The sequence below is a fragment of the Hymenobacter persicinus genome, assembly GCF_004167665.1.
Taxonomy (GTDB): domain Bacteria; phylum Bacteroidota; class Bacteroidia; order Cytophagales; family Hymenobacteraceae; genus Hymenobacter; species Hymenobacter persicinus.
In genome coordinates this window covers 39,158-57,246 of sequence record NZ_SEWE01000025.1, presented here as the reverse complement: position 1 = coordinate 57,246, position 18,089 = coordinate 39,158, and the positions used below count along the sequence as shown (strand labels likewise).

The following is an 18,089-nucleotide window of genomic DNA, read 5'->3' as shown; positions in this document are numbered from 1 at the left end:
AGCTTTACTGCCCGCCGGCCAGGAAGCGTGCCAGATACGGGGCCGTCCGGCTTTGCGCAGCCTGGGCCACGTCGGCAGGCGGCCCGGCGGCCACAATCCGGCCGCCGTCTTCCCCGGCTCCCGGCCCGATGTCCAGCACCCAGTCGGAGCCGGCCACCACGCGCATGTCGTGTTCCACCACAATCACCGTATTGCCGGCCTCCACCAGCCCGTCGAGCTGGGCCAGCAGCTTTTCCACGTCGGAAGGATGCAGGCCGGTGGTGGGCTCGTCGAGAATGTAGAGCGAATTGCCGCGCTGGGCCCGTTGCAGCTCCGTAGCCAGCTTGATGCGCTGGGCCTCCCCTCCGCTGAGCTCCGTGGCGGGCTGCCCGAGCCGCAGGTAGCCCAGCCCCACTTCGCGCAGCACCGTCAGGGCACGCTGCACCACGGGCTCCTCGGCAAAGAACTCCCAGGCGTCGTCCACGGTCAGGCCCAGCACGTCGGCAATGGACTTGCCGCGGTACTGAATCTCCAGGGTCTTAGCATTGTAGCGGGCTCCGTGGCAGGTGGGGCAGGGTGAGTACACGCTGGGCAAAAACAGCAGCTCCACCATCACGAAGCCTTCGCCCTGGCAGGTTTCGCAGCGCCCCTTGGCCACGTTGAAGGAAAAGCGCCCGGCGTCGTAGCGGCGCTTGCGGGCATCGGGCGTGGCCGCAAACAGCTTGCGCACGTGGTCAAACAGCCCGGTGTAGGTAGCCATGTTGGAGCGCGGCGTGCGCCCGATGGGCTTCTGGTCGACGCGCACCAGGCGCTTCACGGTATCCATGCCGCCCACGATACGGCCGCCGGAGGTGACGGGCACGCTGCGCTCCAGCGGGTCGCCTTCCTCGTCCTCGGCGGGCAGCTCGTGGCCCAGCTGAGCCGCCACCAGTTCCACCAGCACCTGACTCACCAGACTCGATTTGCCCGAGCCCGACACGCCCGTCACAGTGGTGAACACGCCGAGCGGAAATTCCACGTCCAGCCCGTGCAGGTTGTTGCGCGTGACACCCTGCAGCTTCAGCCAGCCCGCGGGAGGGCGCGGGGTGCGGGGCGGCAGGGGTTCCAGATCAAACAGATGGCGGCGGGTCTGGGAAGCTGCCACCCGGGCCAGGCCGGCGGGCGGACCACTGTAAAGAACTTCCCCACCCTTTTCGCCGGCGGCCGGGCCCACGTCCACGAGCCAGTCGGCCTGGCGCACCACGTCAAGGTCGTGCTCGACTACAAACAGGGAATTACCGGCCCGCTTCAACTCGGCCAGGGCCGCCAGCAAGGCTTCGGTATCGGCCGGGTGCAGGCCGGCGGAAGGCTCATCGAGCACGTAGACCACGCCAAACAGGTTGGAGTACAGCTGGGTGGCCAGGCGCAGGCGCTGCAACTCCCCCGGCGACAACGTGGGCGTGCTCCGCTCCAGGGCCAAGTAGCCCAGGCCCAAATCGAGCAGCACGGCGAGGCGGGCGCAGAGGTCGGCGGCAATGCGCTGGGCCACCACGGCCTGCTCGGGGTGGGCCGCGTCCTGCTTTTTGCTGCCGGTGCTGTGGCCGGCGGCGTAGGGCTGCAGCAGGGCCGCTACCCGCTGCAGGGGCAGGCGGGAGAGGTCGGCAATGTCGACGCCGGCGAACTTTACGGCCAACGACTCGGGCCGCAGCCGCTTGCCGTTGCAGACGGGGCACTCACTGCTGAGCATGTACTGCAGGGCCCGCTTTTTCATCAGCGGACTGTTGGTGTTGGCAAACGTGTGCAGCACGTGGCGCTTGACGCCGGTAAAGGTGCCCATGTAGTTCGGCGGCTCCCGGCGCTTGAGGGCGCGCTGGGTTTCCTGGGGCGAATAGCCCGGATACACCGGCACCACGGGCTGTTCGTCGGTAAACAGAATCCAGTCCCGGTCCTTCTGCGGCAGGTTTTGCCAGGGCGTGTCCACATCGTAGCCGAGGGTGACGAGGATGTCGCGCTGATTTTGGCCGCCCCAGGCCTGGGGCCAAGCGGCAATAGCCCGCTCCCGGATGGTGAGCGAGGGGTCGGGTACCATGCTCTGCTCCGTGACTTCGTAAATGCGGCCCAGGCCGTGGCAGCCGGGGCAAGCCCCCTCGGGCGTATTGGGCGAAAACCCTTCGGCGTACACGATGCCCTGACCCGGCGGGTACTGCCCGGCCCGCGAGTACAGCATCCGCACCAGATTCGACAGCGTGGTGACCGAGCCCACCGACGAACGAGTAGTGGGCGTGCCGCGCTGCTGCTGCAAGGCCACCGCCGGCGGCAGCCCGTCGATGCGGTCCACTTCGGGCACGGCCATCTGGTGAAACAGCCGCCGGGCGTAGGGCGACACCGATTCCAGGTACCGGCGCTGGGCCTCGGCGTAGAGCGTGCCGAAGGCCAACGACGACTTGCCCGACCCCGACACGCCGGTAAACACGACCAGCGCATCCCGCGGGATATCGAGGTCCACGTTTTTGAGGTTGTGCTCCCGGGCCCCGCGGACTTTTACAAAGCCGGTGAATTCGTGGGAGGCGGACAAAGGCGGGGGTGGGAGCTTGGCCATAGCGGAGAGGGAATGCAAAATCCGCCCGACGGTCATCAGGCGGATTTATAGGTTGTTCCTGCTAACGGGCAGTTTGCCCAAACAGTTGTTCCGGCAGCTTCCGACCAAAGACCTTGTTGGAATGGTAATAGCGCCGATTGCCGGCAGCGTAGCTTCTAGCGAATTCTGGGTTTGCGCAGCACGTAAATCATCCCCGAGAAACCGCCGGTACCCGCCGCGGTAGAAGTGAGGGGCACGGCGCTGACCACGTCCCAGCCTTCGTTGGAAACCTGGGTCAGCACCTTGCTCATCAACTCGAGCGGGGCCCGGCGCTTGTCGCTGCCTTCTTCCCGGACATCCGCCACCTTGATGGATTCCTTACCATCGAAAGCCGGCAAAAAGGCAATTTCCGTAGCCGTATACGTGATGTGCATGTACTGGTACGGGCCAACCAGCCCCTGCTGTGCGTGCGCCAGGGTTGCCACCAGGGCCAGCAGTACGCCAAATAACAATCTTTTCATGGGAGCAAATGCATAGAGCGAAACCCGGCCGGATACCGGGCTAGTCGCGTTTGGTTTTGACCAGCTGCTTGAGCTGGGCCAGCTCGTCGCGGTACTTGGCGGCCTGCAAAAAGTCGAGGTCCTTGGCGGCGCCTTCCATCAGCTTCTCGGTTTGCTTGATGAGCTTTTCCAGGTCGGTTTTGGTCATCATCGAAATGACGGGCTCGGCGGCCAGCAGCATCGTGTCGCCTTCCGGGCCGGCGTAGGCTTCCGGCTCGATGCGGCGCTTGTCGGACAAGGAAGTCGAGGCGTTGATTTCGTCGTGGGACTTGCGCACGGTGCGGGGCGTAATGCCGTGTTCCTCGTTATAAGCCATCTGCACGGCCCGGCGGCGGTTCGTCTCGTCGATGGCGCGCTGCATGGAACCCGTAATCCGGTCGGCGTACATAATCACTTTACCCTTCTCATTGCGGGCAGCGCGGCCCATGGTCTGAATCAGGCTGCGCTGGTCGCGCAGGAATCCTTCCTTGTCGGCGTCGAGAATGGCGACCAGACTTACCTCGGGCAGGTCGAGGCCCTCGCGGAGCAGGTTAACGCCTATGAGCACGTCGATAACGCCCAGGCGCAGCTGGCGCAGAATTTCCACCCGGTCAAGGCTCTTTACGTCGGAGTGCACGTACTGCGACTTGATGCCGAGCCGCTCCATGTACTTCTGCAGCTCCTCGGCCATGCGCTTGGTCAGCGTCGTCACCAGCACCCGGTCGCCCATCTTCACCCGGTTGTCCACCTCGTCGAGCAGGTCGTCAATCTGGTTCACGCTGGGCCGCACGTCGATTTCGGGGTCGAGCAGGCCGGTGGGGCGGATGATCTGCTCGATGATGACGCCCGCGGCCTGGGTCAGCTCGTAGTCGGAGGGCGTGGCCGAGACGTAAATGGCCTGGCGGTACATGCTCTCGAACTCGTTGAACGTGAGCGGACGGTTGTCCATGGCGCTGGGCAGGCGGAAGCCGTACTCCACCAGGGCCGTTTTGCGGCTCCGGTCGCCGCCCCACATGGCTCGCACCTGCGGAATGGTGGCGTGGCTTTCGTCGACCACCATCAGGTAGTCGTCGGGGAAGTAGTCGAGCAGGCAGAACGGGCGGCCCCCGGGCTGGCGGCCGTCGAAGTAACGGGAGTAGTTCTCAATGCCTGAGCAGTAGCCCAGCTCCCGAATCATTTCCAGGTCAAACTCGGTGCGCTCCATGATGCGCTTGGCCTCGGAGTCGCGCCCCTCCTTCTCGAAGTAGGCGTGCTGCTGCACCATGTCGAACTGGATTTCCTTGATGGCCTGGTTGAGCGTGTCCTTGCCGGTCACGAACAGGTTGGCCGGGTAGAGCGTCACGCTGTCCTCGTCGGAAAGCTTCTTGCCGCTCTGGGGGTCAATTTTGTGAATGGCCTCGATTTCGTCGCCGAAGAAGAAGATGCGGTAGGCAAAGTCGGCGTAAGCCGGAAACAGGTCCACCGTGTCGCCTTTCACCCGAAACGTGCCGCGGGTAAACTCCACCTCGGTGCGCGAGTACAGGATCTGCACGAACTGGTAGAGCAGGTTGTTGCGCGAGTATTTCAGCCCCGGGGCCAGGTAAATGACGTTTTTGCTGAACTCCTCGGGGTTGCCGATACCGTAGATGCACGACACGGAGGCCACCACGATAATGTCGCGGCGGCCGCTGAGCAGGGTGGCCGTGCAGTGCAGGCGCAGCTTCTCGATTTCCTCGTTGATGGCCAAGTCCTTCTCAATGAAGACGTCGGTGCTGGCAATGTAGGCCTCGGGCTGGTAGTAGTCGTAGTAGCTGATGTAGTACTCGACGGCGTTGTTCGGGAAAAACGACTTGAACTCGCTGTAGAGCTGGGCGGCCAGGGTTTTGTTGTGGCAGAGCACCAGCGTGGGCTTGCCGGTCTGGGCCACCACGTTGGCGACGGTGAAGGTTTTGCCGGTGCCGGTGGCGCCGAGCAGCACCTGGGCCGGCTCCCCGCTTTCCACGCCCGCCACGAGCTGGGCAATGGCCTTGGGCTGGTCGCCGGTGGGCTTGAATTCAGAGGTCAGTTTGTACTCCATGCGGGAAAGGGAAGTTGGGAGCTAAGACAGCCAAGAATAACTCCAATGGGCGAAGGTAGGTTTCCCGGGAAAAGAAAAAACCCGTCCGGCCGGGCCGACGGGTTTTTTCAGCAGAACGAAGCACTCTGCCGCAGCGTGAGGTTTTCAGAATACATCCAGCACCCTGGTGGACAAATCCGCTGGGGGCGTGGGCCGGGGCTGCGCGGCCACGGCTACCGGCAGTAGTTGGGCCCGCAGCTCAACTGGCGGCGCATGGCCGACCAGGGGAGTTTTATCGGCCGGTTGCAGAAACGTCAACAGCCCCAATACGCACCAGACGGCCAGAAGAAAAAGTACTGTTTTCATCATGCATGTGCCTTAAGGATAATGGGCCGGCCACAGGCTCAGGGGGCCAGCACCGGCTTGGCGCCAAACTCCACGCTGGCTTCCAGACCCACCGAGTACGGGCGGGAGCGGTGCGTCAAAGACTGGTTAGGGTCGGCATTGAGGGTGGTCAGGCCGGTTTCGGCGGTCGGACCCACGGCGACGCTCCAGGTGGCATGGGCGGGCTGGTAGCGGGCGCCGGCCCCGCCGCGGACGGCCATCTGCAGGTGGCGGTAAGGAGAGTCGCTGGAGGTGAGGCTGTATTCCCGGGTTGCTTCGGGCGAGCCTTCGAGCTCCGAGCGGGAGTTCAGCAGCACGTTGACCACCGCGCCCACCTTGGCGTACATCGACAGGCCGGTCTTGGTCTGGCCGTAGCGGGCACTCACCGGGATGCCGGCCGTGCGGTAGCGGTAGTCGGTGCGGTGGGAAGGCAGCTGCCGGGGCTGATTCAAACTCGGATCAACGCTGGGCCAGGCCACGTCCGCACTGGCCGACTTACCATCCAGGAAGTAGTAGGAAGTACGGGACGAAGCGCGCTGCTCGGCCACTTCCAAGCCGGTAGCTAGGCTCCAGTGCTTGCCGGCGGCGTAGCTGGCCGTTAGGGCCACGCGCTGGCTCAGGCCGGCGCGCAGCTCCCGACGGTATTCGTCGGCCGCCATAGCGTACACCTCCGAGCTGGATGGCTGCAGGGACTTGACACCCCGGGCCATGACGGCACTGCTGCCCGGACGGGAGAAGTCGATATTAGGCGAGAACGAGGAGGCCGCATACGAGCCCAACAGGCGCCAGCGCCGGGGCCGGGCCGGAGTTTCCTCCTGGGCCTCATCCCCGTTCAGGCTGGCCGTAGCCGTTGCAGATACCGCCAGCGCCGTTTGGGGCAGGTAACTGGGCCGACCGTAGCCCACGCCCCCTTGCAGGGCAGCAGCGCGAGCCAGCAGGCCATTCACGCCCATGCCTTGCCCATTCAAAGCATTGTGGCTTGCATCCCCCGCGCTTTCCGCGGCCGACGCGAACCGGCTGCTGCCGATGGTTTGATTCGTAGCCGAGTAGGCTACCGCCGAATAGGCGGCCTCGGGCTGCAGGGCAGCATCCAGGAAAGAAGCGCCCGGGCTGGTCAGCTCCGCGCCGTTGGCGGTGGCCGAGTTGGTGCCCGATGTTGTGCCCGTTGCCTGAGCAGCCACGGAGCTGTAGCCGGCAGCGGCGGAGGAGCCAATCGGGGCAGTGCCCGCCGTTTCAGCCGAAGCCCCGGTTGCTTTCAAACCCAGCGCCAGCTGCTCGGAAGCGCCAGCCGGCGTGGCCCCGTCAGCACGACTAGCCGAGTTGGTGGCCGGAGCCGCCGTACGGGCCGCCAGCTCGGGCGCGCCGGACAGGATGCCGTAGCGCAGGCCAAACCAGCTGCCGAAGCCAACCAGCAGCAGCACGCTGGCCGCGGCTACCCAGCGGTAGACCAGCAGCCGGCGGCGGAAGGTTTCGTTTTGCCCGACCACCAGGTTGTGGTCGATTTGTTCCCACAGATTAGCGCGGGGCGCGACTTCGGCCTCCGCGAATTTCTGTCGGAACAGGTGCTCCAGGTCGCCGGTGGGCTGCCCGGAGGGAGTATGCTTAGTTTCGGAAGGTAGCATTGGGACGGTGGGCGTCGAGGCGCTCCAGTTTTGACTTTAAAATGGCCCGGGCGCGGGAGTACTGGGACTTGCTGGTGCCCTCGGAGATGCCCATCATTTCCCCGATTTCCTTGTGGCCGTAGCCCTCGATGGCAAACAGGTTGAACACCATGCGGTAGCGCGGCGCCAGGTCCTGCACCATGCTGAGCATTTCCTCAAAGGCGTAATTAGACAGCGTAAATTCCTCCCCGGCCAGGTCCTCGGGATATTCGCCCTCACTCACGGCCACCAGCGGAGCGTTGCGCCGGTGCTGGCGCAGGGCCGCATTGACCATGATGCGCCGGATCCAGAACTCGAGCGGGCACTCCCGGCGGAAGCTGTGCAGATTGTTGAACACCGTAATGAAGCCTTCCTGCAGCACGTCCTCCGCTTCGAAAGTCGTTTGGGCGTAGCGCAGGCACACGGCCATCATCTTGCCGGAAAACCGGTCGTAGAGGTCCTTTTGCATCAGACGACTGCCGGCCAGGCAGCCATCAATCAGCTCGGCCTCACTGAGCTGGGAAGGCGGGGTGAGGTGGCGCACAGCAGCAGACGAGGAGGTGGAGGAAGCGGACTTGGCGGCCGACATTCCATCCGGCAGCAAGCTGCGCAAGCCCCCCGAAGAACCCAAAACTGCGGATAAAGCCCCCATTACCGGGTCCGGCCCGCGCGGCCGGCGTTAACGTGAGCAGCTGCGCTCCGGGGAGCAAGCTGAAAGCTGAGGAGAATAAATGACTGCATATGCGGGGCGTAGGATAAACTAAATCGGCGAAGCGGCGGCTACCAGCCGGCTACACAGGGAAGATACTGCCGGGGCGGCCAGGGTTGCACTCCGGAGGTAAAAAATCTGCGGCGGCCAGAAACCGCTTTATTTTAAACGAGTTACCAAAATATAATTTTGCAGGCACTACTGCTCTATAATTAAGAAATCATTAATTTTTTAGCGTACTTACCCCCCCTCATTCGCACATCTACTTGCACCTTCGACAGCCAGCCGACCTCGGTTGGCTGTCGTTGTTTATAGCTACACGCTATTGGGCCGCCGGCTTACCGCACCAGCCCGGCTTCCCCGCGGCCCGCAATTGGCCCCTGAACATTTCAAATTGGATTAGGCCATTAAAAAGCTGCACAGTAGCTTTGCGGCCGATTTACCAGCCCAGCCCGGCGCAGGGCGGCTGGAAGGGGGCGCCACGCCCTCTGCAGCCCCAAAATGCTCCCGCCAGCCCTGTTCTCGCGCCGTGCAACCTACCCGTCATCTTATCCGACCCTGAGTCATCAGCACCTGCCGGCTTCTTTCATCCCTCCATCGGCAGTCACGTTACCTTCTATGAAATACTATTTATCCTGGTTCCTTTCCAGTGGCCTGCTGGCTGCCCCGGCCCTGGCCCAAACCACCCCACCCGCCGGCAGCTCGGCCGCCCGTCCCGGACAGCCGGCCACGGCGGTCCCCGCAGCTCCCAAGGCTCTAGAGTTGAATACCGCGCCCCGGGGAGCGGGCCGGCTCACCGGCCTCGTGCTGGATGCAGCCACCAAAAAGCCCGTGGAATTTGCCACCGTGGCCCTGCTGCCCGCCACCGGCGCCACCCCACTCGACGGTACCGTGTGCGACGAAAAGGGCCGCTTTGTGCTGAAAGGACTGGCCGCGGGCACCTACCGCGTGCAGATCAGCTTTCTGGGCTACTCCACCCGCACTGAGTCGGCCACGGTAACTGACGGCACCACCGACCTGGGCACGGTGCAGTTGAGCTCTACGGCCCAGAAGCTGGGCGAGGTAACCGTGACCGGGGAGCGGGACGTTATCGAAACCAAGCCCGACCGGATTGTTTACAACGCCGAGAAGGACATCACCAACTCGGGCGGCACGGCAGCCGATGTGCTGCGCAAGGTGCCCCTGGTGAGCGTGGATCCCGATGGCAACGTGGAGCTGCGCGGCACTTCCAACGTGCGGGTGCTCATCAATAACAAGCCCTCGGGCATTGTGGCCAGCTCCGTAGCCGACGCCATGAAGCAGATTCCAGCCGACCAGATCAAGAGCGTGGAGGTGATTACGACGCCCTCGGCCAAGTACGACGCGGAAGGCACGGGCGGCATCATCAACATCACGCTCAAGAAAAACAACCTGCAGGGCACCAACGGCAGCGTAGGGCTGGCCGCGGGCACGCGCAGTTCCAACGGCAACGCCGCGCTGAACTACCGCAAGGGCAAAGTCGGGCTGACCAGCTCGGCCAGCGGCTTCGCCTTTTACAGCCCGGGCAAAAATAACCTGACCCGCTCCCTCAAAGACGAGCAGGGCCAGGAAAGCCTGGCGCTCGAGCAGTACGGCAGGGGCCGCACCATCGGCGGCGGCGGCTTCGGACGCCTGGGCCTCGACTACGACCCAGCCAAGTACCACAGCCTGACGCTGGCCGTGCAGGGCAGCCTGTTTCGCAACAGCGGCGACAATGAGCTGTACAACAACCTGATTCTGCCCTTTTCCTCGCAGTTTACCCGGGACTCGGAGCGCAAGTTCCGCACCCAGAGCTACGACGTGAGCGGCTCCTACACTCGCACCTTCGAGCAGAAGCGCCGCGAGTGGAGCGTGCTGGCCCAGCACACCCGCAACCGCAACAACCAGGACTACAGCCTCGACCAATACCCGGGCAAAGGAATCGGGGCGGAAGCGGCCCGGGAGTACCGGGAGCAAAGCCTGAATCTGTCCAGAAACCTGGAAACGACCCTGCAGACCGACTACGTGCACCCGTTTTCGGAAACCGCCACCCTCGAAACCGGCGCCAAAGCTATCCTGCGCCGGGTCAGCAGCGACTACACCGTGCAAACCGACCCAACCGGCCAAGGGGAGCTGGTGCGCAGCGCGGCCCGGTCCAACAACTTTCGCTACGACCAGGACGTGCTGGCCGCCTACGGCTCCTACGGATTCAGCCTGAGCAAGAAAGTGAGCAGCAAGCTCGGTGCCCGGGTGGAGCAAACCCTCATCGACGGCAGCTTCCGGCAGGGCCAGGAGTCGAACGTGGACCAGAGCTACACTTCGGTGCTGCCCAACGTGAGTTTGAGCTACCAGCCCGGCAACCCGAAAAAGCCCGGCCAGAGCCTGCGCGCGGCCTACTCGACCCGAATTCAGCGCCCGCAGATTTTCTACCTCAACCCGTTCGTCAACGCCACCGACTCGCTCAACATCAGCTACGGCAACCCCGACCTGAAGCCCGAGCTAACCCACAGCTTCGAGCTCAACTACACGACGTTCATTAAGGGCTCGGTGCTGAACCTGTCGGCCTACACCCGGCGCACCGGCAACGCCATCGAAAACTACCGCTTTATCGATTCGCTGGGCGTCAACAACCAGACGTTCCGCAACATCGGCCGCAACGCCACTTACGGCATGAGCGTGTTCGGCTCGGTGAAGCCCGTGCCCAAGTGGGACGTGAGCGGCACGCTGAACGTGTACTACGTGTCCTTGAAAAGCCCTTCCCAAGACCTGCGCCGGCCCGGCTCCATCACCAACTCGGGCATGATGTACAGCTTGAATGTCAACTCGGGCTACAAATTTGAGAAAGGGCTGAGCCTGCAGTTTTTCGGGGGCCTGAACTCCCGGCGCATCCAGCTCCAGGGCACCCAGGCGGCCTGGACGTTCTACTCGCTGGGACTGCGCCAGAACCTGCTCAAGGACAAGGCCGACCTGACCCTGAACGCCGACAACTTCCTGCGCGCCACCCGCAACCTGAAGTCCACGCTCGACACCGACCAGTTCCGCCAGGTCAGCAACAACTACATCTACATGCGCGGGGTGCGGCTGGCCTTTAACTACCGCTTCGGCAAAGTCTCGACCCAGCCGCAGCGCCCCAAGCGCAGCATCCGCAACGACGACGCCAAGCAGGGTGAAGGCGGCGGCCAGCAGGGACAATAATCCGGAAGAAAAAAGGGGAGCCGCAGCTCCCCTTTTTAGTTGCCCTCATTCCAGATTTTCCAGGCTTCCTCGGCCTGAATGCAGAGCATTTCGAAGCCGTTTTTGGTCTGGGCGCCGGCCTCGCGGCCCCGTTGCATAAACTCGGTTTCGCTGGGGTTGTAAATCAGGTCGAACAGGTAGTGCTCGGGCGTGAGGTAGGCGTACGGAATTGGGGGGCACTCGTGCACGTTGGGCGCCGTGCCCAGCGGCGTGCAGTTGATAATCAGCGGGTGGGCCGCCAGGATGCCGGGCGTCAGGTCGTCGTAGGTCAGGCCCCGGCCCAGCGGGTTGCGCGACACGAGCCAGTAGCGGATGTCCAGCTCGCGCAGGGCGGCTTCCACGGCTTTCGAGGCGCCGCCCGTGCCCAGCACCAGGGCCCCGGCAGCCTCGCCCCGGGTAGGGTAAAAGCTGCGCACCGACTCCCGAAAGCCGATGTAGTCGGTGTTGTGGCCGATCCGGCGGCCGTCGGCGGTAAATTCCACCACGTTGACGGCCCCCACGCGGGCGGCGGAAGGCGCCACGTCATCCAGGAAAGGCCAGATCTGCTCCTTGTAGGGAATCGTCACGTTCAGCCCGGCCAGCTCCGGCAGGCGGGCCAGCAAGTCGGCGAACTGCGTAATCGTCGGCAGCTCAAACAGGTCGTAGCGGCAGTCCTCGATGCCGAGGTTGTGAAACTTCTGGGTGAAGTAGGTCTGCGAAAAGGAATGCCCGAGCGACTGCCCGATAAGCCCGAATTCTCTCATATGCTGGCGTAACTGGTAACGTCCCGAAAAAACAAAAAAACCGCCCCACTTGCTCGGCAGCGAGGCGGTTTTTTTTCGGTAAGAAGTCAATCGGCCGCGTTACGCGCCAGCAGGATTGCGGCTGAGCTTGGCTTTCAGAAACTGGATGGCCGGCGGCAGCACCGACACCAGAATGATGAGGTAAATCACCAGCGTGAAGTTGTTTTTTACCACCGGAATGTTGCCGAACAGGTAGCCCAACGTGGTCAGCGAAATCACCCAGAGCAGGGCCCCGGCGATGCTGTAGCTGATAAAGTAGCTGTACTTCATGGTGCCCACGCCGGCCACAAACGGCGCAAACGTGCGCACGATGGGCACGAAGCGCGCCATGATGATGGTCTTGCCGCCGTGCTTGGCATAGAAGGCCTGGGTCTGCTCCAGGTACTTGCGCTTCAGGAAGCGGAAGTCCTCGCGGAACACCCGCGGCCCGAGGTAGTCGCCGATAAAGTAGTTGAGGTTGTCGCCGAGAAAGGCGGCGATGAACAGCAGCGGCAGCAGATACCAGAAGTTGAGCAGGGTTTCGGGCGAGCTGGGGTTGGCCTGCTGGGCCGCCAGCGTGCCGGCCACGAACAGCAGGGAGTCGCCGGGCAGAAAGGGAAACACGACTACGCCGGTTTCGGTGAAAATAATCAGGAACAGAATCAGATACGTGAGCGTGCCGTACTGATGCACCACATCAATGAGCGTCTTGTCGAGGTGTAGAACGAGGTCGAAAAAGTGCTTGATAAGCTCCATTGAGGGATTGGTAAAGAAAATGGCGGGGAAGGGCAACGCAAATATCCCACAAAGAAAACAGGCTGCCGGGAAAGTGGCAGCCTGCGGGATAATGTTTAGTCGGGGCCGGGCCGTAAGACCTAGCTTTTGGCGGGCGTCGCGCTGACCCGCCACACTTTGTTGCCAGCGTCGTCGGCCACGAGCAGGCTGCCGTCGGGCGCGGCAAAGACACCCACCGGGCGGCCGTACACCTTGTTGCTGGCCTTGTCGACCTGGAAGCCGGTCAGGAAATCTTTGGGTGGACCACTGGGCTTGCCGTTCTGGAAGGGCACGAACACCACTTTGTAGCCCGTAAACTGCGTGCGGTTCCAGGAGCCGTGCTGCCCGATGAAGGCCCCGCCCCGGTACTGGCTCGGGAAAGCAGCCTGGTCGTAAAATGCCAGGCCCAGCGAGGCCGTGTGCGGCCCCAGCGGCACCTCGGGCACCAGCGCCTTTTGCACCAGCTCGGGCTTTTCGCCCTTCCGGCGCGGGTCTTCGTGCTGGCCGAAATACGAGTAGGGCCAGCCGTAGAAGCCGCCGGGCCGCACGCTGGTCAGGTAGTCGGGCACCAGGTCGTCGCCCAGCTCGTCGCGCTCATTCACGGCCGTCCAGAGCGTGGTGGTGCCGGGCGCCCACGCCATGCCCACGGGGTTGCGCAGGCCGCTGGCGTAGATTTTCTCGCCCGAGCCGTCGGGGTTTATTTCCAGGATGTTGGCCCGCCGCACGTCCTCCCCGGCGCCGTGCTCCATCACATTCGACGCCGAGCCCACGCTGATGTAGATTTTGGAGCCGTCGGCATTGGCCAGCAGGTTGCGGGTCCAGTGGTTGTTGTAGCCGCCAGCAGGCAGCGTCAGGATTTTCTGGCCCGTCCCACTGATGCTGGTGGCCCCGGGCGTGTAGGCGTAGCGCATCACCCCGTCGGTGTTGCCCACGTAGAAGTTGTTGCCGATGAGCAGCATACCCAGGGGCTGATTCAGCCCGCTCAGAAAGGTTTTGCGCACGTCGGGCCGGCCGTCGTGGTTGGTGTCGCGCAGCAAAGTAATGCGGTTGGCACTGGTCGACTTCAAGGACCGGGACTTGTCGAGGCCCAGGGCGGCGGCCGCTTTTTCCTTGGCGTCCTTCGGTACGGTGTTGGATTCGGCCACCAGCACGTCGCCGTTGGGCAGAATGTAGAGCCAGCGCGGGCTGTCGAAGTCGCCGGCGTACTCCGTCACGGTGAAGCCCGCCGGGGCCACGGGCCGCTTGCCGGCCGGCCAGCCGATTACCTCGCTGCGTTTGGTAGCCGACTTGGTGGCATACGGCGCGGGCAGCTCCACGGCCTGGGCGGCCGTGTTCACGGTATCAGGGGGCGTATCGGCCTGGGCCGCGCGCTTTTCTTCCTTTGTTGGTCCGCCACAGGCCGCCAGGCCCAGCAGCGCGGCGACGTAAAAGGTTATTTTTGTCATAAAGCAGAACAGGTTAGCTGGTTCTGCTTACTGCTACGGCCGGGCAGGGTTACGCCGGGCTACCGGGGCGGAGCGGGGTGAGCAGCGAATAAATGACGGAATCCAGAAACTGCCCCCGGAAGTAGTAGTCCTCGCGGAAGTGGGCTTCGCGCACGAAACCCTGCTTTTCCAGGGCCCGAATCGAGGCCGCATTCGAAGGATTCACGTTGGCTTCCACGCTGTGCAGGTGCAGGCTCTGAAAGCCGTAGTCGAGCACGGCCGCCAGGGCTTCGTGCATCAGGCCCTGCCCCCAGTGGTCGGAGTGCAGGCCGTAACCGATTTCGGCGCGGTGCTTTTCGGGCATCATGCGCCACAGGCCCACCGTACCCAGCAGCTCGTCGGGCCGGTCGGGCCGCACGATGGCCCAGGTGATACCCGCGTTGTCGGCAGTGTTTTGGGCAATGCGCCGGATGATGGCCAGCGTTTCGTCCACGGAGGCGTCGGGGTCCCGGTCGAGGTAGCGGATGAACCGCGCATCGGAGCGCATGATGAACAGGGTGGGCGCGTCGGCTTCGCGCAGTTCGCGCAGCAGCAGGCGCGGGGTGCGCAGCTCGGTAAAGGGAGTCAGTTGTAGGGAAAGCATAAGCCCAAGGTACGCCGCGGCTGCCTTACCAAGGCTGGGCTGCCGGCTGATAAAACAGCTTTTTCTCCTTCGTAATGCCCCAATGGGCCAACATTTCGGCGGCCACCTGGGAGTCGTAGGTGCTGGTAGTGGGTCCCCAGCGCAGCAGCGTGCAATCCGCATGCAGCACCACGACCTTGTCCGGGGAGCGGGCAATTTCGAGCATGGCTGCCCGTTCGCAGGCGTTGTCGCCGAAGGTGGGCTTGTCGGCCAGGGTAAAGAAGGTCAGCAGCGCCACCAGCCCCAGCACGTAGGGCCGGCGGCGCTCGGCGGGCAGGGCTTCGAGCAAGAAGTAGGCAGTGGCCCCAAAGGCGTAGAACACGGCCAGCAGCACCGGCTGAAACGTGTCGTAGCGAATGATGTAGGGCCGGTAGGCGCGGTAGCCACCCAAAGGCAGCAACAGGATATACAGTCCGGCCACCACTGCCAGCCACCGCAACCGGAAAAACAGTGGCCCGGCGGCCTCAGTCAGCCCGCGCCGGCGAATCAGCAGCACGTTGCCGGCAATGGCCAGCAGCAGCAGCGGCAGGCCGAGCTTCACGGTGAGCTCGTAAAACAGGCCCAGGGGCAGCCGGGCGTAGCGTTCGGCCAGCGGAATAGCGCCCTGAATCCCTTCTTCATTGTTGAGCCCAATGTAGAATGAATACAGGCACCACAAGCTGATAAAGCCAAAGAAGCTCAGGTACACCGCCGACACCCGCCGCAGCCCCGCCACTACCCGTGCCACCCCGGAAGCGCCGGCTGTCAGCCCCTTTCCCTGACGGGCCGCCAGACTAATTACACTCACGGCGCAAATCACCAGGGTCAGGGGGCCTACCAGCGGACCATTCAGAGCCAGCACCACCGACAGAACCAGCAGCAAGGCCCCCCCCACCACGCCCGGCCGCGGCACCCGGCCTTGCCGCGCCGCCCGGTAAAACGGCAGAAAGTACACGAGCAGCAACGCCATAGGCAAAGCGTAGAACACGGTGTAGGTGGCGGCCTTATCGATGATGCCCAGCTGCATGTAGTAGCCGGAAGCGTGAAACAGGGGCGCGACCAGAACGGCGGCCACCAGAAACCGGGACGAGAAAACCCGGCCCGCGCCGGTGATGTAGGCCGCCAGCAACCCGATGAGGGCCACCTGCACTAGGGTTTTGAGCAGGGCGCTGGCCGCATACACGCTGTCGATGGGCGACAAGAACGTTTGCAGGGCTAGCGGCATCCGCCGGAAGTAGGCCCAGAGGGTGGCGTGGGCAAAAAATCGGTTGGGGGCGTTGTACACTTCGTCGCGGAGCAGCACGCCCAAGCCCAACGGGTCGTGCAGCACCTGGCGGTAGATTTCGTGGGGCGCCACAATGCCGGCCAGGTCGCCATCGAGGCGCAGGTTCAGGTGCTGCACGAAGGAATAAGCCGTGTCTAGCAGCAGAAACACGAGCAGCAGCAACCCCAGATTTCGCTTAACCATACGCGGCGCGGGCACAACTAACGAAGGAGAAAAGCCGGACGCCCTGCCCCGACAGAACTATCGGGCGCAGGGCGTCAGGTAAAAAATGTACCGAGAAACGGCGGAGTTAGAGCTTCACAACGCGGGTGGCCGCCTTGGTTTCGTCGTGCTGGAGCATATAGACGCCGCCGGCCAAGCCGCGCAACGACACTTCGGCCCCGCTAAACTGCTTCACGACTTCGCCCGTGGCACTGTAGAGCGTGTAGCTACCGGGCTTGGGCGCCGCCAAGTGCAGCACATCCTCCACCGGGTTAGGATAGGCCACCAGCGCCGGAGCGGCCACGCGGCTGTCGCGCACCCCCAGGGCTACGGGCGCCGAAATGGTCAGGCCGTAGGAGCTGCAGGTGGAAGCCGCCGTCACGCCGCTGACCACAACGACCAGCACTTCCCGGGGCGAGATGGTGACGCCCATCGACAAGGGCGACATGGTGGGGCTGGCGCCCATGTCGGAACGGTAGTTGGTGGCCAGGTTGGCTTTATCGAAGGCCGTGGAGTACACTGAGGCGAAGATGTAGCCGGCAGTACCCTCCGAGCACAGGGGCGTCAGGGTGATGGTGGCGCAGGCCGAGGTGGTGGTGCTGGGGTTGGTCAGCGTGAACGTGTCGTAGTGCACGCCGGCCGAGTTGGCGAGCACGCCCGGGTAGGTTTTGTTGGTGCCGCACACGGCCGAGGTGCCGTCCCGGTTGAGGCGGTTGCCGGTAATGGTGGGGTCGGTGGCGGTGAGGGCACCGTAGAACGTATTGGACACCTGGGCGCGCCCGGTAAGGGCGGACAGCAGCAGGCCGAGGCTCAGTACAACGTGTTTCATGGCAGTAAGAGTAAAAGCGGGAATACCGGGTTGCAAACATACGACAGCCGCCCTGGAAAAAAGCGGGCCCGACCTGTTGCCAGATCGGGCCCGCGCACGTTTTCCGGAGGGCAACCGGGGGCTTAGCCCCGGGGCATGGAGGTGCCGGGCTTGCCGGTCTTGACCTCGGGCTTGAACATCTCGTCAACCTGCTCCATGTCGAGGAAGTGAGTGAACGTGTCGCCGCGCAGGCCCAGGCGGATGGTTTCCAGGCTCACAATTTCGTTGGGCGCAATGTTGCCCAGGTTCACGTTGGCGCCCATCATCTTGATAAACCACACCTGCTGGGACTTCTGAGGGGCTTCCCACAGAATTTTCTCCACCGGCACCTGGGTCAGGATTTCCTCTACCAGACCCGAGCGAACCTCGCCGGTGCTGCGGAACAAGCCCACGTTGCCAGCTTCGCGGGCTTCGCCAATCACCTTCACGGCCCCGGCTTCCAGCTCCGACTTCATCTGCGAAATCCACTTGTAGGGCGGAATGATTTTCTCGGCATCCTTGGAGCCCACCTCGCTGAGCACCTGCACGTCCTGGGCCAGGGTGCGGATGTACTCCAGCTTCCGGTCGTGCACCAAGTCGATGGAGCCGTCCGACACCTCAGCGTACTCCATGCCGAACTGCTCGAGCAGGCGACGGTAGTCGTCGAACTGGTTGCGGATGATGAAAGCCTCGAACAGGGTTCCGCCGAAGTACACCGGAATGCCGGCTTCCTTGTACACTTCCAGCTTGCGCTTCAGGTTGGGCGTCACGAAGGAAGTGGCCCAGCCTAGCTTGACGATGTCGGTGTAGGAGGCGCCCACTTCCAGGAAGTCTTCGACTTCGCGGACGCTCAGGCCCTTGTCCATAACCATCGTGTAGCCTTGCTCGCGGGGTTTGGCGGTGCGTTCGGGGAGGTTGTTGAGGGTGTAATTCATTCTGGAGGTCTTAGGTACTTAGGGTGTAGGACTTAGAGCCCAAAACCCGCAAACAGGTTTCGGCCCGGCCAGCCCAGCGGCAAAAGTACGCCCGAATTCTGTAAATGCGTGGAAAGCCAAAAGGCTT

At 63.5% G+C, this 18,089-nt stretch carries 13 protein-coding genes; 1 reads left to right on the top strand and 12 read right to left on the bottom strand.

Translation table 11 applies throughout. From position 1 onward, the window contains the following. Window positions 1–4: 4 nt before the first annotated feature. The 5 genes from EWM57_RS12750 to EWM57_RS12730 form a co-directional block, all read right to left on the bottom strand. Window positions 5–2,557, bottom strand: a complete 2,553-nt coding sequence (locus EWM57_RS12750; RefSeq protein WP_129921539.1) for an excinuclease ABC subunit UvrA — start codon at window positions 2,555–2,557, stop codon at window positions 5–7. 155 nt (window positions 2,558–2,712) lie between these two features. Further along, entirely contained in the window at window positions 2,713–3,057 is a 345-nt protein-coding gene (locus EWM57_RS12745; RefSeq protein WP_129921538.1) for a hypothetical protein, read from the bottom strand. 40 nt (window positions 3,058–3,097) lie between these two features. Next, window positions 3,098–5,131: an excinuclease ABC subunit UvrB gene (gene uvrB, locus EWM57_RS12740; RefSeq protein WP_129921537.1), complete on the bottom strand. Its 2,034-nt coding sequence runs from the start codon at window positions 5,129–5,131 to the stop codon at window positions 3,098–3,100. 383 nt (window positions 5,132–5,514) lie between these two features. Next, window positions 5,515–7,116 (bottom strand): hypothetical protein, encoded by a 1,602-nt coding sequence (locus EWM57_RS12735; RefSeq protein WP_129921536.1) that lies wholly within the window; start codon window positions 7,114–7,116, stop codon window positions 5,515–5,517. Next, complete coding sequence (locus tag EWM57_RS12730) at window positions 7,097–7,747, bottom strand: RNA polymerase sigma factor (protein ID WP_242510056.1); 651 nt, start codon at window positions 7,745–7,747, stop codon at window positions 7,097–7,099. The genes EWM57_RS12735 and EWM57_RS12730 overlap by 20 nt, the downstream gene beginning before the upstream one ends. Before the next feature lie 714 nt (window positions 7,748–8,461). On the opposite strand from EWM57_RS12730, the gene EWM57_RS12725 reads away from it, so the two are divergent. Then, window positions 8,462–11,035, top strand: a complete 2,574-nt coding sequence (locus EWM57_RS12725; protein ID WP_165370507.1) for an outer membrane beta-barrel family protein — start codon at window positions 8,462–8,464, stop codon at window positions 11,033–11,035. A 35-nt stretch (window positions 11,036–11,070) separates the two neighbouring features. Here EWM57_RS12725 and EWM57_RS12720 read toward each other — a convergent pair whose 3' ends face one another. From EWM57_RS12720 to EWM57_RS12695, 7 genes are all read right to left on the bottom strand, one after another. After that, on the bottom strand, window positions 11,071–11,817 hold the full coding sequence (locus EWM57_RS12720) for a shikimate dehydrogenase family protein (RefSeq protein WP_129921533.1): 747 nt from the start codon (window positions 11,815–11,817) through the stop codon (window positions 11,071–11,073). Window positions 11,818–11,916: 99 nt separating this feature from the next. Further along, window positions 11,917–12,591 carry a DedA family protein gene (locus EWM57_RS12715; protein WP_129921532.1) on the bottom strand — a complete coding sequence of 225 codons (675 nt, stop codon included), beginning with the start codon at window positions 12,589–12,591 and terminating at the stop codon, window positions 11,917–11,919. Window positions 12,592–12,710: 119 nt separating this feature from the next. Beyond that, a complete protein-coding gene (locus EWM57_RS12710; RefSeq protein ID WP_129921531.1) occupies window positions 12,711–14,054 on the bottom strand; it encodes a PQQ-dependent sugar dehydrogenase in 1,344 nt (447 codons plus the stop codon). A 49-nt stretch (window positions 14,055–14,103) separates the two neighbouring features. Continuing rightward, window positions 14,104–14,676: a GNAT family N-acetyltransferase gene (locus EWM57_RS12705; RefSeq protein WP_165370506.1), complete on the bottom strand. Its 573-nt coding sequence runs from the start codon at window positions 14,674–14,676 to the stop codon at window positions 14,104–14,106. A gap of 25 nt (window positions 14,677–14,701) precedes the next feature. Continuing rightward, window positions 14,702–16,162, bottom strand: coding sequence for a hypothetical protein (locus tag EWM57_RS21170; protein WP_165370505.1), 1,461 nt, complete (start codon window positions 16,160–16,162; stop codon window positions 14,702–14,704). A gap of 106 nt (window positions 16,163–16,268) precedes the next feature. Further along, a complete protein-coding gene (locus EWM57_RS12700; protein WP_129921529.1) occupies window positions 16,269–17,009 on the bottom strand; it encodes a T9SS type A sorting domain-containing protein in 741 nt (246 codons plus the stop codon). A gap of 122 nt (window positions 17,010–17,131) precedes the next feature. After that, complete coding sequence (locus EWM57_RS12695) at window positions 17,132–17,962, bottom strand: phosphosulfolactate synthase (protein WP_129921528.1); 831 nt, start codon at window positions 17,960–17,962, stop codon at window positions 17,132–17,134. Window positions 17,963–18,089 lie beyond the last annotated feature (127 nt).

Bases quoted from the DNA above. Each gene is read 5' to 3' on its own strand.
- EWM57_RS12750 (WP_129921539.1), bottom strand. From the start codon at position 2,557: ATGGCCAAGCTCCCACCCCCGCCTTTGTCCGCCTCCCACGAATTCACC.
- EWM57_RS12745 (WP_129921538.1), bottom strand. From the start codon at position 3,057: ATGAAAAGATTGTTATTTGGCGTACTGCTGGCCCTGGTGGCAACCCTG.
- uvrB (WP_129921537.1), bottom strand. From the start codon at position 5,131: ATGGAGTACAAACTGACCTCTGAATTCAAGCCCACCGGCGACCAGCCC.
- EWM57_RS12735 (WP_129921536.1), bottom strand. From the start codon at position 7,116: ATGCTACCTTCCGAAACTAAGCATACTCCCTCCGGGCAGCCCACCGGC.
- EWM57_RS12725 (WP_165370507.1), top strand. From the start codon at position 8,462: ATGAAATACTATTTATCCTGGTTCCTTTCCAGTGGCCTGCTGGCTGCC.
- EWM57_RS12720 (WP_129921533.1), bottom strand. From the start codon at position 11,817: ATGAGAGAATTCGGGCTTATCGGGCAGTCGCTCGGGCATTCCTTTTCG.
- EWM57_RS12715 (WP_129921532.1), bottom strand. From the start codon at position 12,591: ATGGAGCTTATCAAGCACTTTTTCGACCTCGTTCTACACCTCGACAAG.
- EWM57_RS12710 (WP_129921531.1), bottom strand. From the start codon at position 14,054: ATGACAAAAATAACCTTTTACGTCGCCGCGCTGCTGGGCCTGGCGGCC.
- EWM57_RS12705 (WP_165370506.1), bottom strand. From the start codon at position 14,676: ATGCTTTCCCTACAACTGACTCCCTTTACCGAGCTGCGCACCCCGCGC.
- EWM57_RS21170 (WP_165370505.1), bottom strand. From the start codon at position 16,162: ATGGTTAAGCGAAATCTGGGGTTGCTGCTGCTCGTGTTTCTGCTGCTA.
- EWM57_RS12700 (WP_129921529.1), bottom strand. From the start codon at position 17,009: ATGAAACACGTTGTACTGAGCCTCGGCCTGCTGCTGTCCGCCCTTACC.
- EWM57_RS12695 (WP_129921528.1), bottom strand. From the start codon at position 17,962: ATGAATTACACCCTCAACAACCTCCCCGAACGCACCGCCAAACCCCGC.